13 protein-coding genes and 2 pseudogenes are annotated in these 15,522 nt (G+C 50.8%); 12 read left to right on the forward strand and 3 right to left on the reverse strand.

The genetic code is table 11. The features are described 5' to 3' along the window. Positions 1–92: 92 nt before the first annotated feature. Positions 93–647 carry a tetratricopeptide repeat protein gene (locus ACUU1M_RS09405; protein WP_001035667.1) on the forward strand — a complete coding sequence of 185 codons (555 nt, stop codon included), beginning with the start codon at positions 93–95 and terminating at the stop codon, positions 645–647. Positions 648–656: 9 nt separating this feature from the next. On the opposite strand, the gene ACUU1M_RS09410 is transcribed toward ACUU1M_RS09405, so the two are convergent. Together ACUU1M_RS09410 and ACUU1M_RS09415 are read right to left on the reverse strand one after the other, a co-directional pair. After that, entirely contained in the window at positions 657–2,084 is a 1,428-nt protein-coding gene (locus ACUU1M_RS09410) for a J domain-containing protein (RefSeq protein ID WP_449144662.1), read from the reverse strand. Beyond that, complete coding sequence (locus ACUU1M_RS09415; RefSeq protein ID WP_000367147.1) at positions 2,081–2,788, reverse strand: DUF1266 domain-containing protein; 708 nt, start codon at positions 2,786–2,788, stop codon at positions 2,081–2,083. Before ACUU1M_RS09415 ends, ACUU1M_RS09410 begins: the two co-directional genes overlap by 4 nt. Positions 2,789–2,951: 163 nt before the next feature. On the opposite strand from ACUU1M_RS09415, the pseudogene ybeQ reads away from it, so the two are divergent. Then, positions 2,952–3,929 (forward strand): annotated as a pseudogene (gene ybeQ, locus ACUU1M_RS09420) (Sel1 family TPR-like repeat protein YbeQ). 69 nt (positions 3,930–3,998) lie between these two features. Here ybeQ and ACUU1M_RS09425 read toward each other — a convergent pair. Next, a complete protein-coding gene (locus ACUU1M_RS09425) occupies positions 3,999–4,481 on the reverse strand; it encodes a zinc ribbon-containing protein (protein ID WP_001044871.1) in 483 nt (160 codons plus the stop codon). 234 nt (positions 4,482–4,715) lie between these two features. Between ACUU1M_RS09425 and leuS the strand changes: the two genes are divergently transcribed. The 10 genes and pseudogenes from leuS to rlpA all read left to right on the forward strand — a co-directional run bounded on the left by leuS (position 4,716) and on the right by rlpA (position 15,398). Continuing rightward, positions 4,716–7,298, forward strand: a complete 2,583-nt coding sequence (leuS, locus tag ACUU1M_RS09430) for a leucine--tRNA ligase (protein WP_152028936.1) — start codon at positions 4,716–4,718, stop codon at positions 7,296–7,298. 14 nt (positions 7,299–7,312) lie between these two features. Continuing rightward, complete coding sequence (gene lptE / locus ACUU1M_RS09435; RefSeq protein ID WP_001269672.1) at positions 7,313–7,894, forward strand: LPS assembly lipoprotein LptE; 582 nt, start codon at positions 7,313–7,315, stop codon at positions 7,892–7,894. Further along, positions 7,894–8,925: a DNA polymerase III subunit delta gene (gene holA, locus ACUU1M_RS09440; protein WP_000620522.1), complete on the forward strand. Its 1,032-nt coding sequence runs from the start codon at positions 7,894–7,896 to the stop codon at positions 8,923–8,925. The genes lptE and holA overlap by 1 nt, the downstream gene beginning before the upstream one ends. Before the next feature lies 1 nt (position 8,926). Further along, positions 8,927–9,568 (forward strand): nicotinate-nucleotide adenylyltransferase, encoded by a 642-nt coding sequence (nadD, locus tag ACUU1M_RS09445; RefSeq protein ID WP_000838889.1) that lies wholly within the window; start codon positions 8,927–8,929, stop codon positions 9,566–9,568. Positions 9,569–9,591: 23 nt separating this feature from the next. After that, positions 9,592–10,204: pseudogene (locus ACUU1M_RS09450) on the forward strand (adenosylcobalamin/alpha-ribazole phosphatase). Positions 10,205–10,463: 259 nt separating this feature from the next. Then, the gene (gene rsfS, locus ACUU1M_RS09455; RefSeq protein ID WP_001161664.1) at positions 10,464–10,781 is read left to right on the forward strand and encodes a ribosome silencing factor; all 318 of its coding nucleotides are present in this window, start codon (positions 10,464–10,466) and stop codon (positions 10,779–10,781) included. A gap of 3 nt (positions 10,782–10,784) precedes the next feature. Continuing rightward, positions 10,785–11,252, forward strand: coding sequence for a 23S rRNA (pseudouridine(1915)-N(3))-methyltransferase RlmH (gene rlmH / locus ACUU1M_RS09460; RefSeq protein WP_000776104.1), 468 nt, complete (start codon positions 10,785–10,787; stop codon positions 11,250–11,252). A gap of 30 nt (positions 11,253–11,282) precedes the next feature. Further along, positions 11,283–13,184, forward strand: coding sequence for a peptidoglycan DD-transpeptidase MrdA (gene mrdA, locus ACUU1M_RS09465; protein ID WP_000776177.1), 1,902 nt, complete (start codon positions 11,283–11,285; stop codon positions 13,182–13,184). A 2-nt stretch (positions 13,185–13,186) separates the two neighbouring features. Beyond that, positions 13,187–14,299 carry a peptidoglycan glycosyltransferase MrdB gene (gene mrdB / locus ACUU1M_RS09470; protein WP_134799708.1) on the forward strand — a complete coding sequence of 371 codons (1,113 nt, stop codon included), beginning with the start codon at positions 13,187–13,189 and terminating at the stop codon, positions 14,297–14,299. A 10-nt stretch (positions 14,300–14,309) separates the two neighbouring features. Beyond that, entirely contained in the window at positions 14,310–15,398 is a 1,089-nt protein-coding gene (rlpA, locus tag ACUU1M_RS09475) for an endolytic peptidoglycan transglycosylase RlpA (RefSeq protein WP_001231404.1), read from the forward strand. Positions 15,399–15,522: the final 124 nt, after the last annotated feature.

Genomic DNA, 15,522 nt, shown 5'->3' on the forward strand with positions numbered 1-15,522 from the left:
ATCCCTTAAGTGCATTAACTGACTACTTTTTTATTATTGATGAGTATAAACTTGACGCTTTCAAAATAAAAAGAAAATCGAAGCATTCACACATGAATAAAAAATTAATGTATATATTCGCAATTTTTATAGTTGCAGCAATTACCTGTATTAGCCAACCCAAGAAAACGACGTTGCGTGATAAAGCCATGGTGAATTATGCCTTTGATTATTTAAGATCACCAGGCAGTCTACCGTTAACCACGGCAGCCACGGAGCTTTCCGCGATTCATGGTCACTCAACATCGCAATATCGCCTTGGCGAATTTTATCTTCATGGTAGCGACGGTAAACCACTGGATTATACACAGGCGAGATACTGGTATGAGCAATCAGCAGAACAGGAAAATCCGCGCGCACAAAGCAAACTGGGGTGGATCTACCTGAAAGGCCTGGGAGTCAAACCCGATACCCGTAAAGCAATTCTCTGGTATAAGGAAGCAGCTGAACAAGGGTATGCTCATGCTCAATATACTTTGGGTTTGATCTACAGAAATGGCACTGGTATTAATGTTAACCATTATGAATCTCAAAAATGGTTAAAACTGGCCGCCAAACAACATTACAAAAATGCGGAAAGATTACTTGCCGGACTTCCCGCACATTAACGTCGACTGTCACCCGAAGAGATGGAGTATTTTCCCTATCAAACCGGCAAAGATAAAAATGTAGAAAATAATTTTGATGACGCCCAGACAGCCCAGCCCGCCATCGTCAATGGGCATTGGCTGCGGTTGCGGCTCCGGCTCGACGGTTTCCTGACCGGTAAAATTCGCCGCCTGAATTAATAATCGACGAATAATTAATGCTTCCAGTGGACAACGATCTTCTGCATCAAGGCGGCTCACAATCGGCATTAATGATTCTTCTGTCGGTTGGCTGGCCTGCACTAATTGTTTGGCAACTAAATATAATGGCCATAAGGGATGTTCTGTATCACGCGTGAGTGAGATCCGCGGCTTACGTCCTTTGTGCAAAACCATCTCGACCAGTGAACTCCCCAGCGCAGAGAGTTTTTCATCGCTGAGTATTTCGTATAAATGAAAACGCGTACGGGCGCTGTCGCCGGGGACATAAAGTAGCGGTTTTCCCTGATCGTTAACCAGATCACGCGCTTCAATCATCATCACCACTAATGGGTAATAATCGACCCGATGCTGACGGCACCATTGCAACATTAAAGCATCCGCCTGGGTGGAGGGATACTCGCGCCAGTAGTAACAAAGTTCTGCCAGCAGGCTTTCGCCTTCTCCACAATAGACGCGTTGTGCGTATTCATAATAACGCGCATCTTCATTATCAGGTTCAGCTTCCCGCCACGACCGGGCGTAATCCAGGAGTTCGGGGATTCCCAGGCGGCTTGCGCTATACCAGCGGAGTAAATTTCTGTGCAGTTTTGCATCATCGGGGATAATCACTGCGCGATGTTGCGCTAAATACAATGTCAGCCATTCTGGATGCGATGACCAAATCCGAGCGAACATTTGGTAAAAATCGATGGTGTCATTTTGCACGGCAACGGGCAGATGCAGAATGGTCTGGAAGTTAAAAACATTCCCCTTCGCAATGGCATATAAAAAGGATTCCAGTTCTTCTTCGTCTATTTCCCCGACGTTTTCCTCCTGCAACCACCGCAATCTTTCTGCTAATAACACCACGCACTCGAAGGATAAATGGGCAGTGTTCATGGCGATTGTGCACAGCGACCAGCGTAATTCATCAATCTCTTCCATCGAGCAATAATTTAATTGCTGAATGAATCGCTGCCAGGCGGAGGGCAGAAAACGTTCGCTATCAGAGGCAAGTAACGCGCGAAAGGCGAGCAGAATTTCATGTTCTGCTACCTCATATTCTTCTGGTTGCCAAACAGATTTAGCAGGCGACTGCGCAATCCGTAGCGCCTCCTCATACGCCTGACGAAGTTGTTTAAAACCCTGCGGATCGGTTTCTGGATGAAAGGACGGTAACAGCGCCAGATAAGCGCGGCGGATAATATCGACGTCAGTCGTTTCCTCTATATCGAGGATCTTCCAGCAATTTTTCATAAGTCGCTCATATCCTTAAGCGTTTCCGGGCATGTGGGGTAGTCAGCCAGTGGTTGCCAGGACAAGGTAGGGTAATACGCATCATCACTGGCAAATAATTGATAAAACATATCATTGCCGGAATCGTCGTATTCTTTACGCGCTAAGAATTCGCGTAATAAAGGCAGATGATCATCTTCGGGAGACTGCCAATATTGCCGACCAAAGGTATAACCGGCAAAGTATTGCCGCCAGTTACTATAATAACGTAGAGCCCGTAGATGAATACGCGACTGGATCCATAGACTTTCTTCTTCACTCAACCAGTTATTAAGTACGCCCATTCGACTTAAAAAACCCATCCGGACATAATCCCATGCTTTAATTCCTCCCTCACCACAGCATTCGGCTGTGCTGGCGACAAATTGCGCATAAGCCTGACCTTGCTCATTTAATTCAGCAAGATAGTCACGCCATTCACATGGAGAATAACGAAACCAGCGGTGATAAAACCCTGCCAACCGAGCGGCATGACCGTTCTCGATCATTCGGTGAATTGTGCGCAGCAGGTCATCACGGTCATCAATTCCCCATGAGGAAGAAAGGTCAAAAAAGCATGTACCTAAATACATTTTGGGGGATGAATGCGAAGGTAAACAGCATTCATTGCGTATTTCCATCGGAGTGGAAAGTGCAAACAATATTTTTTGCGACCCCATGTCCATATAATTTATCCTTAAACATTCATTTAATGAATGTAAACTACATTTCGAGACTCAGTTATTTATACTTTTCTGACGCAACATAATACGCATAAAATAAGGCTTACGCAAAAATGGAACACATAAAAATATAATATATTTTATCTACAACCATAAGGAAATGATAATGATTTTTACGTCAAGTTGCTGCGATAATTTATCAATAGATGAGATTATCGAACGTGCTGAAAAAGGCGATTGCGAGGCTCAATATATTGTTGGGTTTTATTATAATCGCGATAGCGCAATTGACTCTCCGGACGACGAAAAGGCCTTTTACTGGCTGAAGCTGGCCGCTGAGCAAGGTCATTGTGAAGCACAGTATTCCTTAGGGCAAAAGTATACCGAGGATAAAAGCCGTCATAAAGATAATGAGCAAGCCATCTTCTGGCTGAAAAAAGCTGCCCTACAAGGCCATACTTTCGCTTCCAACGCCCTTGGCTGGATACTGGATCGTGGAGAAGACCCCAACTATAAAGAAGCGGTTACCTAGTATCAGATAGCCGCGGAGAGCGGAATGTCTTATGCGCAAAATAATCTTGGATGGATGTACAGAAATGGCAACGGAGTCGCACAAGACTATACGCTGGCATTTTTCTGGTACAAACAAGCTGCATTACAAGGCCATAGTTACGCACAAGACAATCTGGCCGATCTTTATAAAGACGGAGAAGGCGTTGCTCAAAACAAGACACTCGCCGCATTCTGGTATTTGAAAAGCTCACAGCAGGGTAATCGGCACGCCCAGTTTCAAATTGCATGGGATTATAACGCTGGCGAAGGGGTGGACCAGGACTATAAGCAAGCGATGTACTGGTATCTGAAGGCTGCCGCTCAGGAAAGCGTCGGCGCTTACGTCAACATCGGTTATATGTATAAACACGGACAAGGCGTTGAGAAAGATTATCAGGCTGCCTTTGAATGGTTTACGAAAGCCGCTGAATGCAATGACGCCACTGCCTGGTATAACCTGGCCATTATGTATCACTACGGAGAAGGAAGACCTGTCGATCTCCGACAGGCTCTCGACCTGTATCGTAAAGTTCAGTCATCCGGAACCAGAGATGTCAGTCAGGAAATTCGTGAGACTGAAGATTTACTGTAGAAATAAAAACAAGGGCCGGGGAATTTCATTCTGCCCATATTCTCTTTATTGCTGTGCGAAATCAGACTATTACGGCTCAAACGGGCGTCTCTGGAACTGGTCATAACCACATTTCGGGCATAGCGTCAGCACTTCCGGTGTGTAGATCGGGAGATGGAAGTGACATTTCTCGCAGACCAGATTTCCCAGCCCGACCACTTCTCCGCTGTGATAAACCCCATGATGATTGAGGTCCTGGAAAACTTCGCGCCATTCAAGCTGCGTTTTATCGGTGATGTCTGCCAGCTCCTGCCACAAGCTTTCTTTAATCACCCGCATAAAGACGCTGTCAGATTCTTCTTTCAGGCTCTCTTCATAGCTCATGGCGAACTCTTCCAGGTCACGTCTGACAGCTCGCGTCAGCTCATCGATCTCGGTTCGCGTTAACTCCCCTGTTTTTATTACGCGCTCGCGCGCCTGTTCCACCAGTGCGTCGATATCACGTTCGCCATTGCGCAGGCGTTCGTTCAGTGACGCGACCAGTTCACGGTAATATTGAGCAACCTTGTTCATCGTTTCATCTCCCGGGTCGTTAACTGACTATAATAATAGACGTTCTTTGTTCCTTGCTTTGCTAATACGCCCACAAACTCTGTAAATTAATGTACGAATAATCCGGGCATCATTTCAACGTCGAGTGCGCGAAAGGCTGTTTTGACGCGGACGTTTGGGCTATGCTATGCGGATCTGAAAAACCACCTCAACGCTACATTTGTAGCCGTATTGAAAACAGGACCACTGGCTGCCATGCAAGAGCAATACCGCCCGGAAGAGATAGAATCCAAAGTACAGCTTCATTGGGATGAGAAGCGCACATTTGAAGTAACCGAAGACGAGAGCAAAGAGAAGTATTACTGCCTGTCTATGCTTCCCTATCCTTCTGGTCGACTACACATGGGCCACGTACGTAACTACACCATCGGTGACGTGATCGCCCGTTACCAGCGCATGCTGGGCAAAAACGTTCTGCAGCCGATCGGCTGGGACGCGTTTGGTCTGCCTGCGGAAGGCGCGGCGGTGAAAAACAACACCGCTCCGGCACCGTGGACGTACGACAACATCGCGTATATGAAAAACCAGCTCAAAATGCTGGGCTTTGGTTATGACTGGAGCCGCGAGCTGGCAACCTGTACGCCGGAATACTACCGTTGGGAACAGAAATTCTTCACCGAGCTGTATAAAAAAGGCCTGGTATATAAAAAGACTTCTGCGGTCAACTGGTGCCCGAACGACCAGACCGTACTGGCGAACGAACAAGTTATCGACGGCTGCTGCTGGCGCTGCGATACCAAAGTTGAACGTAAAGAGATCCCGCAGTGGTTTATCAAAATCACTGCTTACGCTGACGAGCTGCTCAACGATCTGGATAAACTGGATCACTGGCCAGACACCGTTAAAACCATGCAGCGTAACTGGATCGGTCGTTCCGAAGGCGTGGAGATCACCTTCAACGTTAACGACTATGACAACACGCTGACCGTTTACACTACCCGCCCGGACACCTTTATGGGTTGTACCTACCTGGCGGTAGCTGCGGGTCATCCGCTGGCGCAGAAAGCGGCGGAAAATAATCCTGAACTGGCGGCCTTTATTGACGAATGCCGTAACACCAAAGTTGCCGAAGCTGAAATGGCGACGATGGAGAAAAAAGGCGTCGATACTGGCTTTAAAGCTGTTCACCCATTAACGGGCGAAGAAATTCCCGTTTGGGCAGCAAACTTCGTATTGATGGAGTACGGCACGGGCGCAGTTATGGCGGTTCCGGGTCACGACCAGCGCGACTACGAGTTTGCCTCTAAATACGGCCTGAACATCAAACCGGTTATCCTGGCGGCTGACGGCTCTGAGCCAGATCTTTCTCAGCAAGCCCTGACTGAAAAAGGCGTGCTGTTCAACTCTGGCGAGTTCAACGGTCTTGACCATGAAGCGGCCTTCAACGCCATCGCCGATAAACTGACTGCGATGGGCGTTGGCGAGCGTAAAGTGAACTACCGCCTGCGCGACTGGGGTGTTTCTCGTCAGCGTTACTGGGGCGCGCCGATTCCGATGGTGACGCTGGAAGACGGTACCGTAATGCCAACCCCGGACGACCAGCTGCCGGTGATCCTGCCGGAAGATGTGGTGATGGACGGCATTACCAGCCCGATTAAAGCAGATCCGGAGTGGGCAAAAACTACCGTTAACGGTATGCCAGCGCTGCGTGAAACCGACACTTTCGACACCTTTATGGAGTCCTCCTGGTACTATGCGCGCTACACTTGCCCAGAGTACAAAGAAGGTATGCTGGATTCCGAAGCGGCTAACTACTGGCTGCCGGTGGATATCTACATTGGTGGTATCGAACACGCCATTATGCACCTGCTCTACTTCCGCTTCTTCCACAAACTGATGCGTGATGCAGGCATGGTGAACTCTGACGAACCAGCGAAACAGTTGCTGTGTCAGGGTATGGTGCTGGCAGATGCCTTCTACTATGTTGGCGAAAACGGCGAACGTAACTGGGTTTCCCCGGTTGATGCTATCGTTGAACGTGACGAGAAAGGCCGTATCGTGAAAGCGAAAGATGCGGCAGGCCATGAACTGTTTTATACCGGCATGAGCAAAATGTCCAAGTCGAAGAACAACGGTATCGACCCGCAGGTGATGGTTGAACGTTACGGCGCGGACACCGTTCGTCTGTTTATGATGTTTGCTTCTCCGGCTGATATGACTCTCGAATGGCAGGAATCCGGTGTGGAAGGGGCTAACCGCTTCCTGAAACGTGTCTGGAAACTGGTGTACGAGCACACAGCAAAAGGTGATGTTGCGGCACTGAACGTTGATGCGCTGACTGAAGATCAGAAAGCGCTGCGTCGCGATGTGCATAAAACTATCGCTAAAGTGACCGATGATATCGGCCGTCGTCAGACCTTCAACACCGCAATTGCGGCGATTATGGAGCTGATGAACAAACTGGCGAAAGCACCGACCGATGGCGAGCAGGATCGCGCTCTGATGCAGGAAGCACTGCTGGCCGTTGTCCGTATGCTCAACCCGTTCACCCCGCACATCTGCTTCACGCTGTGGCAGGAACTCAAAGGCGAAGGCGATATCGACAACGCGCCGTGGCCGGTTGCTGACGAAAAAGCGATGGTGGAAGACTCCACGCTGGTCGTGGTGCAGGTTAACGGTAAAGTCCGTGCCAAAATCACCGTTCCGGTGGACGCAACGGAAGAACAGGTTCGCGAACGTGCTGGCCAGGAACATCTGGTAGCAAAATATCTTGATGGCGTTACTGTACGTAAAGTGATTTACGTACCAGGTAAACTCCTCAATCTGGTCGTTGGCTAAGCGCGGGAGGAAGCGTGCGATATCTGGCAACATTGTTGTTATCTCTGGCGGTGTTAATCACCGCCGGGTGTGGCTGGCATCTGCGTGACACCACGCAGGTTCCTTCCACTATGAAGGTCATGATCCTGGACTCAGGCGATCCGAACGGGCCATTAAGCCGTGCGGTGCGTAACCAGTTACGTCTGAATGGTGTCGAGTTGCTTGATAAAGAAACCACGCGTAAGGACGTTCCATCCCTGCGTTTGGGTAAAGTGAGCATCGCGAAAGATACCGCATCGGTATTCCGTAACGGTCAAACAGCAGAGTATCAGATGATCATGACGGTGAATGCGACCGTGTTGATCCCCGGCCGTGATATCTACCCGATTAGCGCCAAAGTCTTCCGTTCATTCTTCGATAACCCGCAAATGGCGTTAGCGAAAGATAACGAACAAGACATGATCGTAAAAGAGATGTACGACCGTGCTGCCGAACAGCTGATTCGTAAGCTGCCAAGCATCCGTGCTGCGGATATTCGTTCCGACGAAGAACAGACGTCGACCACAACGGATACTCCGGCAACGCCTGCACGCGTCTCCACCATGCTGGGTAACTGATGATTCGGTTGTACCCGGAACAACTCCGCGCGCAGCTCAATGAAGGGCTGCGCGCGGCGTATCTTTTACTTGGTAACGATCCTCTGTTATTGCAGGAAAGCCAGGACGCTGTTCGCCAGGTAGCTGCGGCACAAGGATTCGAAGAACACCACACTTTTTCCATTGATCCCAACACTGACTGGAATGCGATCTTTTCGTTATGCCAGGCTATGAGTCTGTTTGCCAGTCGACAAACGCTATTGCTGTTGTTACCAGAAAACGGACCGAATGCGGCGATCAATGAACAACTTATCACACTCACCGGACTTCTGCATGACGACCTGCTGTTGATCGTCCGCGGTAATAAATTAAGCAAAGCGCAAGAAAATGCCGCCTGGTTTACTGCTCTTGCGAATCGCAGCGTGCAGGTGACCTGTCAGACACCGGAGCAGGCTCAGCTTCCCCGCTGGGTTGCTGTGCGCGCAAAACAGCTCAACTTAGAACTGGATGACGCGGCGAATCAGGTGCTCTGCTACTGTTATGAAGGTAACCTGCTGGCGCTGGCTCAGGCACTGGAGCGTTTATCGCTGCTCTGGCCAGACGGCAAACTGACATTACCGCGCGTTGAACAGGCGGTGAATGATGCCGCGCATTTCACCCCTTTTCATTGGGTTGATGCTTTGTTGATGGGAAAAAGTAAGCGCGCGTTGCATATTCTTCAGCAACTGCGTCTGGAAGGCAGCGAGCCGGTTATTTTGTTGCGCACATTACAACGTGAACTGTTGTTACTGGTTAACCTGAAACGCCAGTCTGCCCATACGCCACTGCGTGCGTTGTTTGATAAGCATCGGGTATGGCAGAACCGCCGGGGCATGATGGGCGAGGCGTTAAATCGCTTAAGTCAGCCGCAGTTACGTCAGGCCGTGCAACTCCTGACTCGAACGGAACTCACCCTCAAACAAGATTACGGTCAGTCAGTGTGGGCAGAGCTGGAAGGGTTATCTCTTCTGTTGTGCCATAAACCCCTGGCGGACGTATTTATCGACGGTTGATATGAAATCTTTACAGGCTCTGTTTGGCGGCACCTTTGATCCGGTGCACTATGGTCATCTAAAACCCGTGGAAACGCTGGCGAATTTGATTGGTCTGACGCGGGTCACAATCATCCCTAATAATGTTCCTCCGCATCGTCCCCAGCCGGAAGCGAACAGCGTGCAGCGTAAACACATGCTTGAACTGGCGATTGCCGACAAGCCATTATTTACTCTTGATGAACGCGAGCTAAAGCGCAATGCCCCCTCTTACACTGCGCAAACACTGAAAGAGTGGCGGCAGGAACAAGGACCGGACGTGCCGCTGGCGTTTATTATTGGTCAGGATTCATTGCTGACCTTTCCGACCTGGTACGAATACGAAACGATACTCGACAATGCACATTTGATCGTCTGTCGGCGTCCAGGTTACCCACTTGAAATGGCGCAACCGCAATACCAGCAATGGCTGGAAGATCATTTGACACATAACCCGGAAGATCTTCACCTTCAGCCTGCCGGTAAAATTTATCTGGCTGAAACGCCGTGGTTTAACATCTCGGCGACCATCATCCGCGAACGTTTGCAAAACGGTGAATCGTGTGAGGATTTATTGCCGGAACCGGTATTGACTTACATTAACCAACAAGGCTTGTATCGCTGATACCTGTCGTTACGGAGGGCATGATGCGACTGTGGTTAATTCGTCATGGCGAAACACAAGCGAATATCGATGGTCTGTACAGCGGTCATGCGCCCCCCCCCCCTGACCGCACGCGGTATTGAGCAAGCGCAAAATCTGCATACACTGCTAGATGATGTTTCCTTTGACCTGGTTTTATGCAGTGAACTGGAACGGGCACAGCATACCGCGCGACTGGTTCTCAGTGACCGCCAGCTCCCCGTTCATATCATCCCTGAACTCAACGAAATGTTTTTTGGCGACTGGGAGATGCGACATCATCGCGACCTCATGCAAGAAGATGCCGAAAACTATAGCGCGTGGTGCAATGACTGGCAGCATGCTATCCCCACGAACGGTGAAGGATTTCAGGCATTTTCGCAACGTGTGGAACGCTTTATCGCAAGGCTTAGTGAATATCAGCACTATCAGAATATTTTAATCGTCAGCCATCAGGGCGTACTGAGTCTGTTAATTGCTCGTTTAATTGGCATGCCTGCCGAGTCTATGTGGCATTTTCGCGTTGACCAGGGGTGTTGGAGCGCCATTGATATCAACCAAAAATTCGCGACGCTACGCGTCCTCAATAGCCGTGCCATCGGGGTCGAGAATGCATGACTTTTCTGTTTTTTTACGGGTAAGCCGCAACGACCATTGACAGCCCCGGGCAGGCTGATATTCTCCGCAGCCAGACTTTTTCCGCCAGACACGACTTTGTAGAAATTGTTTTACAAAAATGGCGATGCAATCTGCGGCGCGGGGTGGGATGATAGCCCACTTTCGAAAGCCGATTCGGCGACAATTGTCCCGAAATCGCCTCTGGTTCAGGTATACTGACAGACCATTTTTATCTATTTGATTCACCCAGGGGGAAAACTTGCAGGGTAAAGCACTCCAGGATTTTGTTATCGACAAAATTGATGACCTCAAAGGTCAGGACATCATCGCCTTAGACGTTCAAGGCAAATCCAGCATCACCGACTGCATGATCATCTGTACGGGTACGTCCAGCCGTCATGTTATGTCCATTGCTGACCACGTTGTGCAGGAGTCTCGCGCAGCGGGCCTGTTACCGCTCGGCGTAGAAGGTGAAAACAGCGCCGACTGGATTGTCGTGGATTTGGGCGATGTGATTGTCCATGTCATGCAGGAAGAGAGCCGTCGCCTGTATGAACTGGAAAAACTCTGGAGTTAATGCGTGAAGCTGCAACTTGTCGCCGTGGGAACGAAAATGCCGGACTGGGTACAAACCGGTTTTACCGAGTACCTGCGTCGTTTTCCGAAAGATATGCCCTTCGAGCTGATTGAAATTCCGGCCGGCAAACGCGGCAAGAATGCGGACATCAAGCGCATACTCGACAAAGAGGGTGAGCAGATGTTGGCGGCCGCAGGCAAAAACCGCATTGTCACCCTCGATATTCCAGGCAAGCCCTGGGATACGCCGCAGTTAGCCGCTGAGCTGGAACGCTGGAAGCTGGATGGTCGCGACGTAAGTCTACTGATTGGCGGGCCTGAAGGGTTGTCGCCTGCCTGTAAAGCGGCGGCTGAGCAGAGCTGGTCGCTGTCGGCGCTTACCCTCCCCCATCCGCTGGTTCGCGTGCTGGTCGCAGAGAGTCTGTACCGGGCGTGGAGCATCACCACCAACCATCCTTATCACCGTGAGTGATAAGGGAGCTTTGAGTAGAAAACGCAGCGGATGAAACTACAGAACTCTTTTCGCGACTATACGGCAGAGTCCGCGCTGTTTGTGCGCCGGGCGCTGGTCGCCTTTTTGGGGATTTTGCTGCTGACCGGCGTGCTTATCGCCAACCTGTATAATCTGCAAATTGTTCGCTTTACCGACTACCAGACCCGCTCTAATGAAAACCGCATTAAGCTGGTGCCTATCGCGCCCAGCCGCGGCATTATCTACGACCGTAACGGTATCCCTCTGGCCCTCAACCGCACTATCTACCAGATAGAAATGATGCCGGAGAAAGTCGATAACGTGCAGCAAACGCTGGACGCTTTGCGCAGCGTGGTAGATCTGACCGATGACGATATTGCTGCATTCCGAAAAGAGCGCGCACGTTCACACCGTTTCACTTCTATTCCGGTGAAAACTAACCTGACCGAAGTACAAGTAGCTCGCTTTGCCGTCAATCAGTACCGTTTTCCGGGTGTCGAAGTTAAAGGCTATAAACGTCGTTACTATCCTTACTGTTCGGCGTTGACCCACGTCATCGGCTATGTGTCGAAAATCAACGATAAAGACGTCGAACGCCTGAATAATGACGGCAAACTGGCCAACTATGCGGCAACGCATGATATTGGTAAGCTGGGCATTGAGCGTTACTATGAAGACGTGCTGCACGGTCAGACCGGTTATGAAGAGGTTGAAGTTAACAACCGTGGGCGTGTTATCCGCCAGTTAAAAGAAGTACCACCGCAAGCCGGACACGATATTTACCTGACGCTGGATCTCAAACTCCAGCAATATATTGAAACGCTGCTGGCGGGTAGCCGCGCAGCTGTGGTTGTTACCGATCCGCGTACAGGTGGGGTGCTGGCGCTGGTTTCCACGCCTAGTTATGACCCAAACCTGTTTGTTGACGGTATCTCCAGCAAAGATTATTCCGCCTTGCTGAACGACCCGAATACACCGCTGGTGAACCGCGCCACACAGGGGGTTTATCCTCCCGCGTCTACAGTTAAACCCTATGTGGCGGTTTCGGCATTAAGCGCCGGGGTGATCACGCGCAATACGACGCTGTTTGACCCAGGCTGGTGGCAACTACCAGGGTCGGAAAAACGTTATCGTGACTGGAAAAAATGGGGCCACGGGCGTCTGAATGTCACAAGATCGCTGGAAGAATCTGCGGATACCTTCTTCTATCAGGTGGCCTACGATATGGGGATCGATCGCCTCTCCGAATGGATGGGTAAATTCGGTTATGGTCATTACACCGGTATCGACCTGGCGGAAGAACGTTCAGGCAACATGCCTACCCGCGAATGGAAACAGAAACGCTTTAAAAAACCGTGGTATCAGGGTGACACCATTCCGGTTGGTATCGGCCAGGGTTACTGGACAGCGACCCCAATCCAGATGAGTAAGGCACTGATGATCCTGATTAATGACGGTATCGTGAAGGTTCCGCATTTGCTGATGAGCACCGCCGAAGACGGCAAACAGGTGCCATGGGTACAACCGCATGAACCGCCCGTCGGCGATATTCATTCCGGTTACTGGGAGCTGGCGAAAGACGGTATGTACGGTGTTGCTAACCGCCCTAATGGTACGGCGCATAAATACTTTGCCAGCGCACCGTACAAAATTGCGGCGAAATCTGGTACCGCTCAGGTCTTCGGTCTGAAAGCGAACGAAACCTATAATGCGCACAAAATTGCCGAGCGTTTACGTGACCACAAACTGATGACCGCCTTTGCGCCATACAACAATCCGCAAGTGGCTGTCGCCATGATTCTGGAGAACGGCGGCGCGGGTCCGGCGGTTGGTACGCTGATGCGCCAGATCCTCGACCACATTATGCTGGGTGATAACAACACCGATCTGCCTGCGGAAAATCCAGCGGTTGCCGCAGCGGAGGACCATTAATCATGACGGATAATCCGAATAAAAAAACATTCTGGGATAAAGTCCATCTCGATCCCACAATGCTGCTGATTTTACTGGCATTGCTGGTTTACAGCGCCCTGGTTATCTGGAGCGCCAGCGGTCAGGATATTGGCATGATGGAGCGTAAAATCGGCCAAATCGCGATGGGTCTGGTCATCATGGTGGTGATGGCGCAAATTCCTCCACGCGTTTATGAAGGCTGGGCCCCCTATCTCTATATCATCTGTATTATTTTGCTGGTGGCGGTAGATGCTTTCGGAGCCATCTCTAAAGGCGCTCAACGCTGGCTGGACCTCGGTATTGTTCGTTTTCAGCCGTCGGAAATTGCCAAAATAGCCGTACCACTGATGGTTGCGCGCTTTATCAACCGCGACGTTTGCCCGCCATCGTTGAAGAACACTGGCATCGCGCTGGTGCTGATATTTATGCCCACGCTGCTGGTGGCTGCACAGCCTGACCTGGGAACATCAATCCTCGTTGCGCTTTCCGGTCTGTTTGTACTGTTCCTCTCTGGCCTTAGCTGTCGTCTGATTGGCGTCGCAGTAGTGCTGGTAGCGGCGTTCATTCCGATTCTGTGGTTCTTCCTGATGCATGATTACCAGCGCCAGCGCGTAATGATGCTCCTGGACCCGGAATCAGACCCACTCGGCGCGGGCTATCACATTATTCAGTCTAAAATTGCTATTGGCTCCGGCGGATTACGCGGCAAAGGCTGGCTGCACGGCACTCAGTCACAGCTTGAATTTCTCCCCGAACGCCATACTGACTTTATCTTCGCGGTACTGGCGGAAGAGCTGGGATTAGTGGGCATTCTGATTCTGCTCGCTCTCTACATTCTGCTGATCATGCGCGGGCTGTGGATAGCCGCCAGAGCGCAAACCACCTTTGGTCGCGTCATGGCTGGTGGCTTAATGCTGATATTATTCGTTTATGTCTTCGTAAATATTGGTATGGTAAGCGGTATTCTGCCGGTTGTCGGGGTTCCGCTCCCACTGGTCAGTTATGGAGGATCGGCGCTAATTGTGCTGATGGCTGGGTTCGGGATTGTAATGTCAATCCACACCCACAGGAAAATGTTGTCGAAAAGCGTGTAAGAGGTGCGCAATGCGTAAGCAGTGGCTCGGGATCTGCATCGCGGCAGGAATGCTCGCGGCATGTACAAGCGATGATGGTCAGCAACAGACGGTAAGTGTACCGCAGCCTGCGGTATGTAACGGCCCCATAGTTGAAATTAGCGGGGCGGACCCGCGTTTCGAACCACTGAACGCGACGGCAAATCAGGATTACCAGCGCGACGGTAAAAGCTACAAAATCGTGCAGGATCCATCTCGATTTAGCCAGGCGGGACTGGCGGCAATCTATGATGCCGAACCAGGCAGTAACCTGACGGCCTCTGGCGAAGCTTTCGATCCGACAAAGCTGACGGCGGCCCATCCAACGCTTCCGATCCCCAGCTACGCCAGAATCACTAACCTGGCTAACGGGCGAATGATCGTGGTGCGCATTAATGATCGCGGCCCTTACGGCAACGACCGCGTTATTTCGCTTTCTCGCGCGGCAGCTGACCGTCTTAACACGTCAAACAACACCAAAGTTCGTATCGATCCGATTATTGTCGCCCAGGATGGTTCGCTTTCTGGTCCTGGTATGGCTTGTACCACAGTCGCCAAACAGACTTACGCCCTGCCTGCACCTCCCGATTTAAGCGGTGGCGCGGGAACAAGTTCAGTGTCTGGCCCGCAGGGTGACATTCTTCCGGTCAGTAATTCGACGCTAAAAAGCGAAGATCCGACCGGCGCGCCGGTAACCAGTAGCGGTTTCCTCGGCGCTCCAACGACCTTAGCGCCTGGTGTACTGGAAGGCAGCGAACCGACGCCTGCGCCACAGCCCGTTGTTACAGCTCCGTCGACAACGCCTGCAACCTCGCCTGCAATGGTGACACCGCAAGCCGCCTCGCAAAGCGCCAGCGGCAACTTTATGGTGCAAGTCGGGGCCGTAAGCGATCAGGCTCGTGCGCAACAGTACCAACAGCAACTGGGACAGAAGTTCGGCGTCCCCGGTCGCGTAACTCAAAATGGCGCGGTCTGGCGGATCCAGCTTGGCCCATTCGCCAGCAAAGCCGAAGCCAGTACCTTGCAGCAACGTTTGCAAACCGAAGCCCAATTACAGTCATTTATTACTACCGCGCAGTAGCGTAAAGCAGGCATCTGATGTGTCAATTTCTGTAAATGACGTTAACAAAGTCACGCGGAAAGTCAGATGCCTGCCGGTAGTGCATTTGCTATAGTAGGGCACTTTTTTAATTCCATCACGGATG

The organism is Shigella sp. SIG6 (assembly GCF_053555815.1).